15 protein-coding genes and 1 pseudogene are annotated in these 16,363 nt (G+C 61.8%); 6 read left to right on the top strand and 10 right to left on the bottom strand.

Annotated features, from left to right (window positions below; translation table 11 throughout):
• Nucleotides 1-4: 4 nt before the first annotated feature.
• From A3K89_RS04450 to A3K89_RS04475, 5 genes and pseudogenes are all read right to left on the bottom strand, one after another.
• A complete protein-coding gene (locus A3K89_RS04450) occupies nucleotides 5-343 on the bottom strand; it encodes an acyl-CoA carboxylase subunit epsilon (protein ID WP_084423572.1) in 339 nt (112 codons plus the stop codon).
• A pseudogene (locus A3K89_RS26225) lies at nucleotides 340-2,072 on the bottom strand (acyl-CoA carboxylase subunit beta). Before A3K89_RS26225 ends, A3K89_RS04450 begins: the two are co-directional and overlap by 4 nt.
• Nucleotides 2,073-2,087: 15 nt before the next feature.
• The gene (locus A3K89_RS04465) at nucleotides 2,088-3,113 is read right to left on the bottom strand and encodes a phosphotransferase family protein (RefSeq protein WP_068422438.1); all 1,026 of its coding nucleotides are present in this window, start codon (nucleotides 3,111-3,113) and stop codon (nucleotides 2,088-2,090) included.
• The gene (locus A3K89_RS04470) at nucleotides 3,110-4,321 is read right to left on the bottom strand and encodes an acyl-CoA dehydrogenase family protein (RefSeq protein WP_068422442.1); all 1,212 of its coding nucleotides are present in this window, start codon (nucleotides 4,319-4,321) and stop codon (nucleotides 3,110-3,112) included. Before A3K89_RS04470 ends, A3K89_RS04465 begins: the two co-directional genes overlap by 4 nt.
• 173 nt (nucleotides 4,322-4,494) lie before the next feature.
• A complete protein-coding gene (locus A3K89_RS04475; RefSeq protein WP_157105226.1) occupies nucleotides 4,495-5,832 on the bottom strand; it encodes a helix-turn-helix domain-containing protein in 1,338 nt (445 codons plus the stop codon).
• A 625-nt stretch (nucleotides 5,833-6,457) separates the two neighbouring features.
• On the opposite strand from A3K89_RS04475, the gene A3K89_RS04480 reads away from it, so the two are divergent.
• The 6 genes from A3K89_RS04480 (at nucleotide 6,458) to A3K89_RS04505 (ending at nucleotide 11,200) form a co-directional block, all read left to right on the top strand.
• Nucleotides 6,458-7,207, top strand: a complete 750-nt coding sequence (locus tag A3K89_RS04480) for an SDR family NAD(P)-dependent oxidoreductase (protein ID WP_068422636.1) — start codon at nucleotides 6,458-6,460, stop codon at nucleotides 7,205-7,207.
• On the top strand, nucleotides 7,204-8,430 hold the full coding sequence (locus A3K89_RS04485) for an LLM class flavin-dependent oxidoreductase (RefSeq protein WP_167674231.1): 1,227 nt from the start codon (nucleotides 7,204-7,206) through the stop codon (nucleotides 8,428-8,430). The genes A3K89_RS04480 and A3K89_RS04485 overlap by 4 nt, the downstream gene beginning before the upstream one ends.
• Before the next feature lie 14 nt (nucleotides 8,431-8,444).
• Nucleotides 8,445-9,356: an alpha/beta hydrolase gene (locus A3K89_RS04490; RefSeq protein WP_084423574.1), complete on the top strand. Its 912-nt coding sequence runs from the start codon at nucleotides 8,445-8,447 to the stop codon at nucleotides 9,354-9,356.
• Nucleotides 9,353-9,649: a putative quinol monooxygenase gene (locus tag A3K89_RS04495; RefSeq protein WP_068422453.1), complete on the top strand. Its 297-nt coding sequence runs from the start codon at nucleotides 9,353-9,355 to the stop codon at nucleotides 9,647-9,649. The genes A3K89_RS04490 and A3K89_RS04495 overlap by 4 nt, the downstream gene beginning before the upstream one ends.
• Before the next feature lie 83 nt (nucleotides 9,650-9,732).
• Nucleotides 9,733-9,939 carry a dodecin gene (locus tag A3K89_RS04500; RefSeq protein ID WP_068422456.1) on the top strand — a complete coding sequence of 69 codons (207 nt, stop codon included), beginning with the start codon at nucleotides 9,733-9,735 and terminating at the stop codon, nucleotides 9,937-9,939.
• Nucleotides 9,940-10,117: 178 nt separating this feature from the next.
• Nucleotides 10,118-11,200 (top strand): NAD(P)-dependent alcohol dehydrogenase, encoded by a 1,083-nt coding sequence (locus A3K89_RS04505; protein WP_068422639.1) that lies wholly within the window; start codon nucleotides 10,118-10,120, stop codon nucleotides 11,198-11,200.
• Between the two features lie 1,033 nt (nucleotides 11,201-12,233).
• Here the strand turns inward: A3K89_RS04505 and A3K89_RS04510 are convergent.
• From A3K89_RS04510 to A3K89_RS04530, 5 genes are all read right to left on the bottom strand, one after another.
• Nucleotides 12,234-13,226, bottom strand: a complete 993-nt coding sequence (locus tag A3K89_RS04510) for a hypothetical protein (protein ID WP_068422460.1) — start codon at nucleotides 13,224-13,226, stop codon at nucleotides 12,234-12,236.
• 508 nt (nucleotides 13,227-13,734) lie between these two features.
• Nucleotides 13,735-13,962, bottom strand: coding sequence for a hypothetical protein (locus A3K89_RS04515; RefSeq protein WP_068422463.1), 228 nt, complete (start codon nucleotides 13,960-13,962; stop codon nucleotides 13,735-13,737).
• Nucleotides 13,963-14,001: 39 nt separating this feature from the next.
• Complete coding sequence (locus tag A3K89_RS04520; RefSeq protein ID WP_068422465.1) at nucleotides 14,002-14,373, bottom strand: hypothetical protein; 372 nt, start codon at nucleotides 14,371-14,373, stop codon at nucleotides 14,002-14,004.
• Nucleotides 14,370-14,780, bottom strand: a complete 411-nt coding sequence (locus A3K89_RS04525) for a hypothetical protein (RefSeq protein WP_068422468.1) — start codon at nucleotides 14,778-14,780, stop codon at nucleotides 14,370-14,372. Before A3K89_RS04525 ends, A3K89_RS04520 begins: the two co-directional genes overlap by 4 nt.
• Nucleotides 14,781-15,107: 327 nt before the next feature.
• Entirely contained in the window at nucleotides 15,108-16,175 is a 1,068-nt protein-coding gene (locus tag A3K89_RS04530) for a PDDEXK nuclease domain-containing protein (RefSeq protein ID WP_068422471.1), read from the bottom strand.
• Nucleotides 16,176-16,363 lie beyond the last annotated feature (188 nt).

Genomic DNA, 16,363 nt, shown 5'->3' on the forward strand with positions numbered 1-16,363 from the left:
ATCCTTATCGCGAGAAGTGTGCGTGGACGAAGTGTGCAGGCGCAGAGGTCAACCCGTAGCGCAAGTGGTCTGTGGGGTTGCCCCAGTCGCCGAGCGAACTCATCGGCGACCGGGACACGTTCTGGGGCGAGGCGCCTGCCGCGAACACCGCTATCAACGCTGCAATGTCGTTGTCCGAGGGGCAGCCGCCGAGAATGCGGATGCAATTGCGCGCGACGTGCTCGCCCGCATCCTCGGCGAACCCCTGGCGCAGGCCTGCTTCTAGACCCGCGACCAGCTGTGTTGCAAGCACATCGAGCACCCCGACCTTGTGCGGCTCGCAATCTCCCGTACGGCCGCTCATAGTGGGATGTTTCCGTGCTTCTTGGGGGGCAGGGTGACTTGTTTGCGTTCGAGGAGGCGTAGTGCGGAGACGATTTGTCCGCGGGTGTGGCTGGGTGGGATGACGGCGTCGAGGTAGCCGCGTTCGGCTGCGACGTACGGGTTGACGAGGGTGTCTTCGTATTCCTGCTGCAGCTTCAAGCGGAGTGCGTCGACGTCTTCACTGTTCTTGGCTGCTTCCAACAGTTGTTTGCGGTAGACGAAGCCGACGGCGCCGGAGGCGCCCATGACGGCGATCTGCGCGGTGGGCCAGGCGAGGTTGACGTCGGCGCCCATGTGCTTGGAGCCCATGACGTCGTAGGCGCCGCCGTAGGCTTTGCGGGTGATGACGGTGATCTTTCCGACCGTGGCTTCACCGTAGGCGTAGAGCAGTTTCGCGCCGCGGCGGATGATGCCGTTGAACTCTTGCCCGGTGCCGGGGAGGAAGCCGGGGACGTCGACGAGGGTGATGATGGGGACGTTGAACGCATCGCAGGTGCGGACGAAGCGTGCGGCTTTCTCGGAGGCGTCGATGTCGAGGGTCGGCCGTCGACGCGTCCGAAGCCGACGATGATGTTGCGGGCGCGGCCTTCTTGGACTTCGAGGAATTCGTCGTCGTCGAGGATGCGGCGGATGACCTCGTGCATGTCGTACGGGGTGTTCGGCGAATCCGGGATCAGGGTGTCGAGTTCGAGGTCTTCGGCGGTGAGGTTGTCCTCGATGCCGCCGNGGGCGCGGCCTTCTTGGACTTCGAGGAATTCGTCGTCGTCGAGGATGCGGCGGATGACCTCGTGCATGTCGTACGGGGTGTTCGGCGAATCCGGGATCAGGGTGTCGAGTTCGAGGTCTTCGGCGGTGAGGTTGTCCTCGATGCCGCCGGAGATCGGGTCCGAGGGGGCCAAGCGGGGAGCTTCGGCGCGGTTGTTGGACGGCAGGTAGGACAGGATGTCGCGGACGTAGTCGAGTGCGTCCTGTTCGCCGGAGGCGACGTAGTGCGCGACACCGGACTTCTCCATGTGGGTGTGGGCGCCGCCGAGTTCTTCCATGGTGACGTTTTCGCCGGTGACGGTTTTGATGACGTCGGGGCCGGTGACGAACATCTGGGAGGTCTGGTCGACCATGACGACGAAGTCGGTGAGTGCGGGGGAGTAGACGTGTCCGCCGGCGGCGGCGCCCATGACCAGTGAGATCTGGGGGATGACGCCGGAGGCTTGGACGTTGCGGTGGAAGATTTCGCCGTACAACCCGAGGGAGACGACGCCTTCCTGGATGCGGGCGCCTGCGCCTTCGTTGATGCCGATCAGGGGGCGGCCGGTCTTGATGGCCAGGTCCATGACCTTGACGATCTTCTCACCGTAGATCTCGCCGAGGCTGCCGCCGAAGACGGTGACGTCCTGGGAGAAGACGCAGACGTCGCGGCCGTCGATGGTGCCGTAGCCGGTGACGACGCCGTCGCCGAAGGGGCGGTTGTCGGCCAGGCCGAAGTTCTGGGAGCGGTGGCGGGCGAGGGCGTCCATTTCGACGAACGAGCCCTCGTCGAGCAGTGCGAGGACGCGTTCGCGGGCGGTCAGTTTGCCTTTCGCGTGCACCCGCTCCACAGCCGCCTCACCCGAGGGAATTGTGGCTTGCGCCAACCGATCCCGTAGATCGGCCAGTTTTCCGGCCGTCGTGTGCAGATCGACTGCCTGCGTGGCCCCGTCGATGATCGTCAAGTTTCAGTCTCCTGCTCAGAATGTCGATGTGTTCAGTGCTCGCAGACCGGCAGCAGCGAACTCTCGTGTCGCTTCTGCTGCGCGGCTGGCACCGTTGCTCGCGTCGGCGCCGTTCAGGGCGCGGTGAGTTATGCCTTCGCCGATCACCGCGAGCTTGAAGTTCGCCAGTGCGGTATAGAAATTCCAGTGCTTGAGCTCGCGGCCAGACTCGCGGACGTACATCTCCGCCAGATCGTCCGCCGAGGGATACCGCGTGCTGGTCCATGCCGCATTCATTCCCAACACGACGTCGAAAACAGGTTGTCGGTACGCGCACATCAAGGCAACGTCGGTCAACGGGTCTCCGAGGGTCGACATCTCCCAGTCGACGACTGCGCTGACGATTCCGACGTTCGACTTGTCCAGAATTACGTTGTCGACTCGATAATCACCGTGAACGATAGACGAAGCCGTGGAACTCGGAACCGCATCCTGTAGCGCTCGGCGCAGATGATCGACGTCGTCGAGTTCCCGCGTCTTGACTCGTTCCCATTGGCGCGCCCAAGTTTTCACCTGGCGTTCGATAAATCCCGTCGGCTTGCCGAAGTCGCTCAACCCCACCGAGTCGAAGTCGACCTGATGCAACCGTGCAAGCACACACACCAGTTCACAAGTATTGGAGTCGACCTGAGCGTCAGACCAATCCGCGATGTCTTCCTGGCTGCGCGCGACGACACCGGGAGCAAATTCGACTACGGTCATCGGCGCACCCAGCGTGATCCCATCCGGATCGAATGCGACAGTCCGAGCGACGGGGACATCGGTTACCTGCAGGGCCTGTGTGACCGACCATTCTCGTGCCATGTCGTGGGCAGAGGGAGTGAGACCACTCGTCGGCGGTCGGCGGACCACCCAGGCTGACGACTCGTCGGAGGCCTTGAACGTCAGATTCGACCTTCCACCGCTGATCAGCTCGACATTCAGATCGCCGTCGAGCACCACACCGTTGTCAGTCATGAACAGTGCCAACGCCTCGACGTCCATACCCGGTAGGTCGCTCACTTCGCACCTCCACCATTGGCTCGCTTGGCGGCTCCGACAACGCGCTTTGCCAAGGCCCACCGATGTACCTCGGAGGGGCCGTCGTAGACACGGAACGGCCGCACTTCCCTGGACAGACGAGCGAGCGGGAGATCGTCGGAGACCCCGAGGCCGCCGCACATCTGAATGCTTCGATCCACTATCCGGAACACTGCTTCGCCGCCGAAGGTCTTCGCGATTGCTGTCTCGTTGGATGCGTGCAACCCCTGGTCGAGGGCGTGACATGCCTGGACCAAGAGGGCGCGAGTAGCGGCGATGTCTATTTCGTTGTCCGCGACCAGCTTCTGAACCATTCCCAGATCGCCGAGTTTCGCACCGAAGCCCTCACGAACGGCGACGTGATCGACCGCGATGTCGTGTGCCCGCCGAGCTGCGCCCAGCCAACGCATGACGTGGGTCATCCGCGCGGGTCCGAGTCGCACCTGCGCGTAAATGAAGCCCTCATCGACTGCCCCGAGAACGTTTTCGTCCGGAACGAAGACGTTGTCGAAAGTAACTTCGCAGTGCCCGCCGATCATCGACTTGTCCAGCGTGCTGATGTGCCTCGTGACTGCGATACCGGGGGTGGTCGCAGGTGCGAGAAACATCGTCGCTCCCCCTCGTTCACCGGGTGTCCCTGACGTGCGCGCCATGATGATGAAGAACCCTGCGCCGTCTGCACCCGTGATGAACCACTTGCGTCCGTTCACCGACCACCCGCCGGCAACCTTCGCCGCCGTCGTCATGAGAGCTGAGGGGTCCGAGCCGGCGCCCGGCGCCGGCTCGGTCATAGCGAACGCCGAACGTACGTCGCCCGCGGCAAGTGGCGCTAGAAACTGCTCTTTCTGGCTGGTCGACGCGATATGGGCAAGCATGTGTACGTTGCCCTCGTCAGGTGCGGCCAGGTTCAGGGCCAGCGGCCCGAACAGCGAATACCCGGCTTCCTCGAACACCGGCGCTCGGTCGCTCATGTTCAGTCCCTGGCCGCCGTATTCGACAGGCGCGTGCGGTGCGAATACTCCGGCATCACGGGCCGCTCGTTGCAGTTCGAGGCGGAGGGTGTCTCCTCCAGCGTCAGTGATATTTCCTGTGTTTTCATCCTCGATCGGAAGGACGTATTCGCGCACGAACGCCCGTGTCGTCTGAACCAAGTTCTCGACGACAGGACCGTAAGACAGATCGATCGCCACACTCACTCCTCGTATTGCCGACAAACCAGCGTTGACGGTCGGGCGTGGGCACAAGACAACTGCCGGTCCGTTCAACCAAGTGGTTCGGTACTCGATACGAGGGTAAATTCTTTGCGCTGGGCATTCTTGTCGCGTTTTGACACAGGACCCGACATCGGAGGGCTCGAGCAGATCTAAAAGTTCGAGACGGCCAGATCGATACCGAGCGCCCTGACCTTTCTGTACAGGGTAGACCGTGCGATGCCCAACGAATCCGCAGCAACACTCTTGTTGCCCTTGGCATCTCGCAGCGCTTGCAGTATGGCCTTTGCTTCTACCTGCTCGAGGCCCACGAGAGCCCGTCTACTCGCTCTTGCCCTCAGGTAGGGGGGAATGTCCGAAACCTCGACGGACGGCTTGTGGACGTTGCTGAGGGTTTCGCGAACGAAGGTATCGAGCGAGGCGACGTTCCGTGGCCATGAAACTCTACTCAGAGTTTGAACGACGTCGGGGCTCCAACGGATCGCTCGTGCGCCGGAGACGTGGCGACGGGTCAGCGCGTCGAGGAGAGCTCTCAGATCCGCCATCCGCTGTGCCAGATTGGGCACCTCGACGAGGGAATCGAACCAATCCACGAGTGGATTCGGGGCTCCCGAGTTCCCGCACATCGTGCCGATTATGTGCACGCCACGAACTCGCAGCGAATCGAACGTACGCACAGTCGAATTCGCGCTCGTAGGGTCCAGCGAATCCAGCCTTCTGACGATTGCGCATGTTCCCTCGACGGCGCCCAGCGCGCTCAACCATCCACGTCCGTCGCCGTGAAACTCCGAAGCGTCGAGAATCGTGGCATTGCTCCCTGCCAGCGCGGACGCGACAGCGTACTTTCCGACACCCGGATCGCCCATCAGCAACACCGAACCTGCAGTGACCGCAATCACCTCGGCACACATCGCTCGCCATTCGGGGGTCATACCGACGAGACCGGACAGGTGCCCCATGCGGTGCGTGGGTTCGGTCGAACGAGCTGCACGAGGAGCGGCTCGTTCCCTCAACTTGATCAGCGCGCCCACTGCTTTGCCGGATTCGGCTATCGCTGTCACATCGACGGAGAGCGACACACCGCTCTCCAAGGTCAGGTCCGAAGAGTCCGCGCTCGAGTCCGTCAGTCTCCTCCAGGCGTGTTCCCATAAAAGGGACTTGTCGACCGAACTCAATATTCGTGATGCGGACGCGTTGGCGATCACCGTCTGGTCGTCGAGACAGAGCACCGGATGGCGCGGATCGCGATGGGCGGTGAGGAATGCGTCCAACAAGGTGCGTTCGCGCTGCGATGCAGAATCCAACAGTGCGCGCTCGATATCTGCCGCTACATCGGTCACCCAGGACAGCAGAACAGGACTCGTATCGCCGAAGCGAACGGTCAGGTTCACACTCCCGACCAGCCTGCGTGTGATGGGGTGGTAGATCGGTGCGCCGGCACACGTGAAACCGAGCCAGCTCCCGTAGAAGTGTTCTGGTCCAGCGACCATGGCCGGCTGCCCGGTCTCGAGTACAATCCCGCCGCTGGTTGTGCCAGTGGTCGCTTCGGCTACCGAGTACTCGGGAGATACAAGCTGTGTGTCCAGCACTTTTCCGAAGCCGTCATCTTCGACCCACCTGTTGAGAATGCGGCCTTGAGCGTCGGTCACCGCGAGGCTGGAACTCGACTGCTCGAGCGCGGCCCTCCGGTGCTCGACAACGCGGTCGGCCGCCACTCTGAGCTGTTGGCTTGTCGTAGGCGACGGCGCATGCTTGGGGGCACAACTGTCCGGGTCCAATCCATACTGGATCGAACGCCGCCAAGAATCGACGATCTTTGGCTTGACGCCTTCCGCCGTTGCGAAATTCTTGGGTGCTGCGAGCGCCGACTCCCGAGCAAGAAGGATTGTTCGCGTGTTGTCGTCGATCGTCACAGCAACCGCCTTCCCATACTGCTCGAGCTCTACCCTTCTGTGAGCTACAGCACATCGTGCAGCTCACTGACACAGATGTCAATAACCGACCGATCCCGCCTTCGGGCGATCACGCCCACTGTCGCGAAATGCAACACGACGCCCGAACTCCTCTGCTTAGCGTCGATTCGACTCATCCACACGAACACGATTGGACAATGACGTGAAATTCGACTTGGAGGGCCAGGTCGCGCTGGTCACGGGCGGCGGTTCCGGAATCGGCAGGGCTGTCGTTCATAGCATGGCAGCATCGGGCGCTCGCGTCGTCGTCGCCGACCTCTCGGGCGAAGCAGCAGCACGAGTCGCAGCCGAGATCGGCCCCGGCGCGGTCGCAATCGAGGCTGACGTGACTAACCCCGACGACGCCGTCGCAATGGTCCGCGCGGCCCAAGATCACTTCGGCTCGATCGACGTTGCAGTCAACAACGCAGGCATCGGGATGCCAGTGAAGTCGCCAGTCGGTACGACGAGCGACGAGCTGTGGCGGACTGTCTTGGCAGTCAATCTCGATGGAGCATTCATGTGCCTGCGAGCGCAAGTCGCGGAGATGGCCGCACAAGGACGCGGAGGGGCAGTTGTCAACGTGGCATCCGTGATGGGTGCGGTTGCGTCGCCCGGCGCAGGACCGTACGTCGCGTCCAAGCACGCTTTGGTGGGCCTGACGAAGGCGGCCGCCCTCGATTACGCCCCGAACTCCATACGCATCAATGCAGTCGGTGCAGGCTTCGTCGACACGCCTCTGTTGACCGGCCGCGACCCGAAATGGATTGAATCCATAGCAGCTTCACATCCCCTCGGGCGACTGGGGAAACCCGATGAGGTCGCGTCGGTCATCACGTTCCTAGCTTCTCCCGCTGCATCTTTCATGACAGGCGCCTATGTGCCGGTTGATGGCGGGTTTCTGTCGCGGTGATCGGCCGATTTTGTAGCGGAGTGCAACACGTCACATCGACCGACGCTGGCAGCATCGAACACGTGGCCGTATTCAGGCCCAGAATTGTAGGAACCAGAGCGAAAGACTCTCGTAGTCTTCGTCATTCGAAACCCCCGCCGAAGAAAGGGTGCACCGTGAAGGTTCACATGACCAACCTCCTGCAGAACTACGGAAACAAGGTCTCGGACTACGAGATCTACAAGGACCATCTGCACCTGTCGGAGTTGGCCGATCAGTACGACTACGAGAGTGTCGGATGCGTCGAGCACCACTTCGACCCCGGCTACTCGATGTGCCCCGACAACACACAGTTCTTGTCTTACCTCGCCGCCCGCACCAAGAACATCAAGCTGGCGACAACAGCGGTGATTCTGCCGTGGAACGATCCCATGCGCGTCGTCGAGAAGATCTCCTTGCTCGACACTCTCGCCGACGGCCGCGCAATCTTCGGCATCGGCCGCGGTCTCGCCCGCCGGGAATTCGAGGCGTTCGGCATCGACATGGCTACCTCGCGTGAACGCTTCGACGAAGCCGCCGAGATGGTCCTGCGCGGACTCGAAGAAGGCTACGTCGAGAACGACGGCGAGTTCTACAAACAGGCTCGTGTCCCGATTCACCCGGCTCCGATGAAGACATTCAAGGGTCGCACCATGGGTGTCGCGATGAGTCCGGATTCCGCTGTGGCAGTTGGCAAGCTGGGAATCGCAATGATGGCGTTCATTCAAGGGCCCATGAAGGAAATGCACATGCCGATGATCGAGCAGTACCGGCAGGCTCACCGGGAAACCTGGGGCACGGAAGCCGAGCCGCCCAAGCTGATCGACCTGACATACGTGCATCGGGATTCCGACGAGGCCCGACGAGTAGCCAATGAGGTCGTCGCCAACTACTACCTCACGTGCGTCGAGCACTACGAGTTCGGCGGCAAGCATTTCGAGTCGACTTCCGGCTATGCGTCCTACGCTGTCGCGAAAGAAGCGATCGACACCATGGAACTGGATACGGTCGTCGACATTTACGTCAATGCCCAGATTTGGGGAACACCCGAAGAAATCATCCAAAAGCATAAAGAGCGCAAAGAGATCGTAGGCGAGTACGAGCCAATCATGGTGTTCCAGTACGGCGGCCTCACAGGCAAGCAGGCACAGGAAAGCTTTGAGCTTTTCTCGACCGAAGTACTACCCGAGCTTCGTAAGCTCTGAGGAAGAGGGCAACAATGCCAAGCATCGAAACGGCGAGAGCCAAAGACCTTTTGGCATACCTCGTGTCGAAGCCTGACGCGACCATCGACGACTATCGAGTAATCTACGACGAGGTGTGCGCGAATTTCGAATTACCATCCGACGCGACGGTCGAGAATGTGGACGCAGGCGGGGTCAACGCCTATTGGGTATCCGCACCGGGCGCGTCGTCGAGGACTGTTGCAGTCGTCATTCACGGTGGCGGATTCGTCATGGGGTCCGCGTACGGCTACCGCACCTTCGGATACCGCATCTCCGAAGCAGGCGACTGTCGTTCCCTCGTCGTCGACTACCGCCTGGCGCCGGAGCACCCGTTCCCCGCCCCCTTGGACGACGTCATCGCCGCGTACCATTTCGCACGCGGTCAGGAAGGCGTCGAACATGTTGTGCTGGTCGGTGACTCGGCTGGCGGTGGACTGGTGGTGTCAGCCGCGATCGCGTTGCGAGATTCTGGTTCACAGCCGCCGGATGCCGTGATCGCGATGTCGCCCCTGGTCGATCTCGCCGGCGAGGGTGAATCGTTGACTACCCGTGCGCACCTCGATCCCCTGCCTGCCGCTGTCCTCGTCGAGAACATGGGCGGCCTGTATCGCGGTGAAGTCGACGCCCGTCATCCCATTGCTTCGCCGCTACATGGTGACGTATCCGGGCTCCCTCCGTTCTTCGTTCTGGTGGGTACCGATGAAGGACTGCACGATGACGCGGTCCGTCTTGTCGACAAGTTCCGGTCCGTCGGAACGCCCGCCGAGTTCGAAATCGGTCAAGATATGCCACACATCTGGCCGATTTTCTCCTTCCTACCTGAGGCTGTGGAATCGACTACTCGAATTGGCGAATACATCCGTAAGCACGCGGGTGCAACGCACTCTACCGAGGAGTCCTCATGACTGTCACCGCTGTCCTCGAACTGGACATAAGGCCCGAGAACGCTGTGGCCGCGCAGACAATCCTGCGTCGAGTCCTGGCCGAAACGCGCGCCTTCGAAGGTTGCCTAGGAATCGACGTTTTCGAAGACCCCGACACCGCCAACAGGTGGGTTTGTTTCGAACGCTGGGCGTCCGCCGAGCACGATGCGGCATACCGGGCTTTTCGAGCCGGCCCGGGCGCCATAACCGATCTCGGCGAACACCTCTCCGCTGCTCCGAAATTGGCAATCTACAACCACGAGGTGGACGTCTGACGCGCCAACCCGCAGAACTTGGAAAGTTTGGCAGAGGGGCTTGTTCCGGGATCGCCTCAATCGACACGAGGAAGCTGACAAATATGAGTGACAACATATATCGCATCACCGAGCTTGTGGGCACGTCCACGGACACTGTCGAGGACGCGATCAAGAACGCAATCGCCCGCGCGAACGCTACCTTGACGAATCTGGACTGGTTCGAGGTGATAGAGACGCGAGGTCACATCGAGGAAGGTCGTGTCGCCCACTACCAGGTGACACTGAAGGTCGGATTCAAACTCGAATAAGGCGGGTCTACCGCTACTGAAGCGGTTGCTCCATGAAATGGACAAGGCGAAGAACCGAGCTGGGCTGGGCTGCTCGGTCTTTCGTCTTGTCCGAGCACTTTACGCACCCGAATCGCGATGCGTCGCTTCCCCCGGCACGGAGGCGTTCTGGCTCCGCCTATCGACAGCGAGGTTCATCTTGAGAGCGTTGCAATACCGAAGTTTCGGTGCACCACCACAGGTCGTCGACGTACCCCGTCCCGAACCGGGGCCTGGCCAGGTGCTGATACGAATAACTGCTGCGGGCATCTGCCACTCCGACCTGCACATCATGTCGGTCGCGGAGGAACACTACCGCTACGGCGCACTGCCCTTGACGCTCGGACATGAGGCCGCAGGCATCGTGGTCGCGGCCGGCGCCGGGGCGAATCACTTCAAGACCGGTACTAACGTGCTGGTGTATGGGCCGTGGGGATGCGGGGTGTGCCGCAATTGCGCTGCAGGGCAGGAGAACTACTGCACCGACAGCACTGGCGTCCGACCTCCAGGCATAGCCGTAGACGGTGCTCTCGCCGAGTATCTGCTGGTTGATCATGAGCGTCACCTCATCCCTCTCGGTGATCTCGACCCAATTCAAGCCGTCGCGCTGACCGACGCAGGTCTGACGTCCTACCACTCGGTAAAGACTTCGATCGACAGGCTCGGCCCTGGAACGATATCGGTCGTCATCGGCGCAGGCGGACTGGGCCATTTGGCAATCCAGATAATTCGGGCGGTGGGGGCCGCGACAGTCGTCGCAGTCGATGTCACTTCGGACAAACTCGCACTCGCCCGGTCAGTCGGAGCTGACCACACTGTCACCGCAGGACCCGGCGCTGCGGCGGAAATACTCCACTTGTCCCGCGGCCGCGGTGTCGATGCGGTCTTCGACTTCGTTGGGTCCGAGGCGACGGTCGAACTCGCCGGTCGTATCGCCGGCACCTTTTCCGACATCAACGTGGTCGGCGTGGGGCGAGGCACCTTGCCTGTGGGGTATCGACGGCTTCCGTTCGAGACGTCCGTTCGCAGCTCGTTCTGGGGAAGCCGCTCGGAACTGTGGGAAGTCGTGGACCTTGCTCACGCAGGGAAGTTGGCGGTAACTGTGCAGACCTACACCCTCGATCAGGCGTCCGCTGCCTACGACCAACTTGCAAGGGGCGATATTCTGGGGCGCGCGATAGTCGTTCCTGAAATCAGTATTGATAGGCCAGGAGCGTCTACGGGGTTGGGCATGGGCATGTAGCCACCGTGAGCTGAGTCGATTAGCGCGGCCTCGGCGAACTCTCGGACATTCTCGTCGATAGAGACGGGCCCAAGAGCGACAGGATCAGCGGCGTCCGCGGCGCAGAGCCTCCGACCTCCGCAGACGTTGTACGAGACGTCGAGTTTAAATCCCGGTGGATCTCGTGGTTTGAGCGCGATGCAATCCCCTGACCTGTCATGCGAGACCCCCTGGCTTCGCGGCGGACTGTCGAAAAATTCGAGCTGCCCCGCGAGTTCAGTTGCCTTGTGGGTTGGGTTCAAGCTCCGATTAGCAGGGAGATCTTATGGAATGACGCATCGCAAGTGTCACAGCGATTCGAACGCGACTCGCCACGACGCTCTGAGCCTGTAGTAAGAGTCGAGAAGCTCTGGAACCGAAATGTCTTTCAGGGTCTTCGATTACTCGGGGCTGGTGCATTTCGGTCAGTTGACGGTCTTGGATCTGCGGCGCGATTTGCGTAGGTTCTCGACGCTAGGCAGGTGCTACGAACCTCACCGCCCCCCTCCTCGCTCAGCTTGCCGACCGCGCCGCCCTCCCAGCCTGCGAGCCGCGACCGCCCCCGGCGTCCTATGGCGGCCAGTTCTACGGACCCGAAAGACTTCCTCGGACAACGCGGCTACCCCACCGTCGTCACCTCCACCCAAGCCTCCTACGACCTCGAAGCACAACAACGGCTATGGGACGTCTCCGATAAACTCACTGACGTCGAATACACTAGGACGCCTGCTTATCGCGCCCAGCCGCTATTCCGAACCCGCCGCGACGGTGCAGGAGCGCACACCTATCGCCTTCACGGCAAGATCGAGGCGCTTGACAGTGCCGTTTCTGCCCAATCTGCAGCACCTTGGGAATTCTCGAAAGCGCTGAGTTAGGGTCCCCGGGCCGACGATGTTGCTGGGCGACGAGCGCTGCACAGATGGGCCAGATCATATGGACAGGCGCTAGTATTATCCGCTGTCGGAAACCTCCGTGTTTCGGGTCGTGGCACCGGAAATCGCAGTCATGCAATAAATTACAGCTCGCCGGCGCCGATTTCGTCCAGTAGGTCGAGGGTGCGCTGCAGAAGGTGCTCGATCCGGTCTTCAATATCGTCGACAAGACCCGGGACATCCGTCATGGCGGTATGAGCCAGGCTGCGTGCCTGTACGCCGCGTTCGTAATATCCCGGATCCAAATCGACCGAAACCGGTTCGGTCGTCGACGTTTCAGTGAAGTCCTGGTTGTTCTCGTCGTCGATGTGGCGGCTGGGTCTGCGGGCTTTGCGCCTTGGTGGGATGTCGGTGAGGTAAGCGTGGACGACCGCGGCGATCGCGTCTGGTGTCATCGGTGTGGGTGGAAACGGCATGTGTCCCCACTGATCGATCGGGACTGCGACCGGGCCCGGCCGTCGGGGCCACTCCCCCATGTCAGGAAAACGGCTGCGCTGCAATTGTTTTGCGAGCAGCGACGTGGAGGGGTAGCGGTCGGAGAAGTGCAGAACCTCCCACCAACGATTCCAGATTCGAGCGGCAGATTCGCTGTCCGCCGTATTGGCCGGGATTCGGATGAGATGACGGCCACCGATCCACACATCCGGCCCGTCGACTGAGACGTCCGTGTGGTCGAGCTCGGCGATCGCCCGGAAGGACAAGCCGGCACCCGCGAGCAGCAGCAGGACCGCATCCCGGCGTCCGAACAACGCTTCCGCCGTGCCAGTGGTGGGCAGTACGGCCGCGATCGCGCGTAGGCGTGTGGCGAGGCGGCCGATACGACCGCTCCGCACACCATCGAGAGCGAGACGGATCGACGTCACGCTGCCCGGCGGGAAGTGGTCGGCGTCGAGGTGCTGGCGGTTGATCGCCGACACCCGCCGTCTCTGCACCGCATCACCAGCCGGGTTTTCGTCTAAAAATTCGGCCACGGTCATCGGAGTTGCTGGAAGTGAGGTCAATTCGGCTGCGGCGCACCAGTCGACGAACAATGCCCAGTCGTAGCGGTATTGCGTCGCCGGCCGTGTCGGTGCCACGCGCTCACGCTACCGGGCGAGGCCGACACATTCGAGGACCCGCAGCGTCGGCCGCTCACTCGACCTCATCAACGGTCAACGTGGTGACAGCGGCCGGTCATCGCTGTCTGTTCGCGATCACTTCTCAAAGCAGCATGTCTCGTCGCCGGCGCAAGTGCACAGCGCGGCTGTGACCGGTGTTCGATACGACCCGCCACGTGCCGCCGCTATCGACCCAACGGGCCACCGTTGCCGACGAACTCATCGCCACTCGCACCCCTTCTCGGTCGCGCTGTCCGCCACGTTCATTTGACACGCCTTCGCTGTGCCGAATGGCGTTTGGACCCACCCTAGGCAGCCGAAGCGGCCGTGGCCCGGCAGAGAGTACCGTCGGTAAGCGCCATTTCCGCACCGTCAAGAGATCTTGACGAATTTCGACTTCTGCAGTTCGAGCAGTTCCGGCCTGCAGTGAATGCTTCTGTGCGCTTGGTGGGCACAACGATCGTCGGGTGCGAGGCGTGGACCGTGGTTATTCGTCCCAGACCCCGTCGGTCCATTTTGTGCGTGTGATCATCGACGGACCGCCGCGGCTGTCCCACGTTTGGACCAGGTAGTGCTCGGTGGGCTCGTCGACGATCATGTCCCAAATGGATGCTCTACCTCGCACGGCGATCCGGAAGGTCCGCGTCCCGATGCGCGAGCCCTCGAACGACCCGAACCGATCGAACACCTCGCCGTCGAGAGTGATGAACCACATCTGCGTCTTGCAGAGGATGGTTACCTCTTCGATGCTCTCTCACTGTGATTCGTCGATCGGCGGCACCCCTGACTCCAGAATGGGGTCGCCGTCGAATCGCTCGACGGTCACCGACACCGGACCCGAGGCGATACCGGTGCGCACCGAGATGAGGTCGTTGCCGGCTTCGACTACCGAACCACTGCTGTAGGTCTCGGTCGGATCGGTATCACGTCCTGAGATCAGGAACGTGTGGTAGCTGACCGCAACGTTCCCCAAGGAGTTGGCCGGTCGTGCGGCCGGGGTTTCGTCTCGTTCGTGGCGGCGTGGCGTGACCGACGTCAGTGATCGTGGATCGAAGTCGTCACCGGTCTTGAGCACCCGCAAGCCGCCGGCGTCGGACGTCGGCCAGATCTGCAGGCGCACGGTCACATCGGAACGGTGCACGTCCCGTCCGCGGGCCGACACACGCACCCCATACCTGCCCCCGGTGCGGTGTCGGGCATCGTGATCGCGGTTGCAGCCAGTGCTTCGAGAGTCTGGACGTGTGTGGCTGGATGCGGAAGAAGTCGAAGCTGTGAGGTGGTCTCGATCGTCGCTTCCTCGACGGTCTTCCAGTCGTCCAGATCGTCGTCGGGTGCGCCGTCGAGACCCTCGGTGACGACCTCCGTGACTCCGTAGGTGGCGCCGGTGTAGATCCCCGCACAGTCATTCCCGAAGTACGCCAGGCGCCCGGAATTGGGCGATGTCAGATCCAGTTCGACGAGTATCCCGGCGCCCCCCCCTGGAGGTACAGGATGGGCATGGCCGAATCGACGAGTGTCACCGTACGCACACACGAAACACTACGCACACGGCGCGCACCCAGCGGCAATGCACAGTTGCGGCACCGTCAACGCATCCTGACGATGCATGCGTGTTCCCGCAGTTTGGGGGAAATCGCAAGGGGCCGTTGTGGTTCGCGAGCGCCGGGCCCGGACCTTCGGCTGCGCAGCCGCGCACGGATCTGCTACGTCGCCGAATCCGGCATTTCACGTTGCTCGAAACGTGGTGCGGGATGCGGGCTGTCCTCGATACGAACGCATCCCACTTGCGATGGCACGTCTCGTATAGGTCATCGAACCGTATGCGCTGGCCGGTCTGTCGCCGTGTCAGCGCGGCCGCGTTCATTCGTGTTCTGGCGTGCGACGTGTGTGTTCGACGTCGGAAAGCTCTGCGTAGTCCAAGGCGGTGGTGAGTTCACCGTCCGTGGGAACCAGCTCGCGCACGTTCTCAGGGAGTGTGTCGTAGGTGTAGCCGGCGACCGCCAATGGAGCTGTGGCACCAGCGAGTGAGTATCGAACAACGCTGTCGTTGCGGTCAGCGCACAGCAAGATTCCTATTGTGAATGCGTGACGTGTGTGCTCGCGCAGATGGTCATCGACCCAAGAGACATAAAATCCGAGTTTGCCGAGATATTCCGGTTGGAACCGCCCGACCTTGAGCTCGACGACAACGAACCGGGACTGCATCCAGTTGAAGAACAGCAGGTCGATGTAGAAGTCGTCGCCATCGACTTCGAAGTGGTACTGCCGGCCGACGAAGGCGAACCCGTGGCCTAGTTCGAGAAGGACACGCTCCATCCTCGCCACCAGAGCGTGTTCGAGCTCGCGTTCGGCTACCCGATCGGTGAGGTCGAGGAAGTCGAAAACGTACGGATCCCGTACCAACTGCTGGACGAGCTCGGATTCGCCGGCGGGTAGTTGTGCGGCGAAGTTCGACGGCGCCGATCCGACGCGGCGGTCGAGCTGACTGTCTATCTGGTGGATCAGAACGTTGCGTGACCACCCACGTTCGGCTGCCGCTGCGGCGTACCAATCCCGTGCCGGCTGGTCGTCGACGCGGTCGATCAGCGCCACCACGTGACCCCAGGGCAATTGTCCAACAGCTTGTTGGACGATTGCCGATCGAGGCCAGGTGTCGGCGATACGCCGCATGTTGTGCAGATTGCTGCGCGAGAACCCACGCATCGCGGGGAACTCGGACCGAAGGTCCGCGGCCACCCTGTCGATGACTTTCGCACCCCATGTCTCGCCGGCCTGTCGATCGAGGATGGCCCGACCGATATCCCAGTAGAGCAACAGCAATTCAGTGTTGACTACCCGTGTCGCACGCGTGCGAGCTGCGCGGACGTGAGACTTGAGTTGTTCGACGAAGTCGTCGTACCCCTCGGGCAACACCGACGTCTCGTTCATCCACGCTCCACTCACTCTGGGCCCTACCACCGCTCAGGGTCCGCGCGGCCCAGGCGGTGGAAGAGATCCACTGTTCGATGAAGGTTAGCGCCTGCGAACATTCAAGCGCAAAACAAGACTTTACGAAACATATTGCGTAAGCGCGTAATTCGCGCGAAGTGTTACGCGTAACCAGCCCTGGCCGTGCG

The sequence above is a fragment of the Rhodococcoides kyotonense genome (assembly GCF_001645385.1).
GTDB classification, from domain to species: Bacteria; Actinomycetota; Actinomycetes; order Mycobacteriales; family Mycobacteriaceae; genus Rhodococcoides; species Rhodococcoides kyotonensis_B.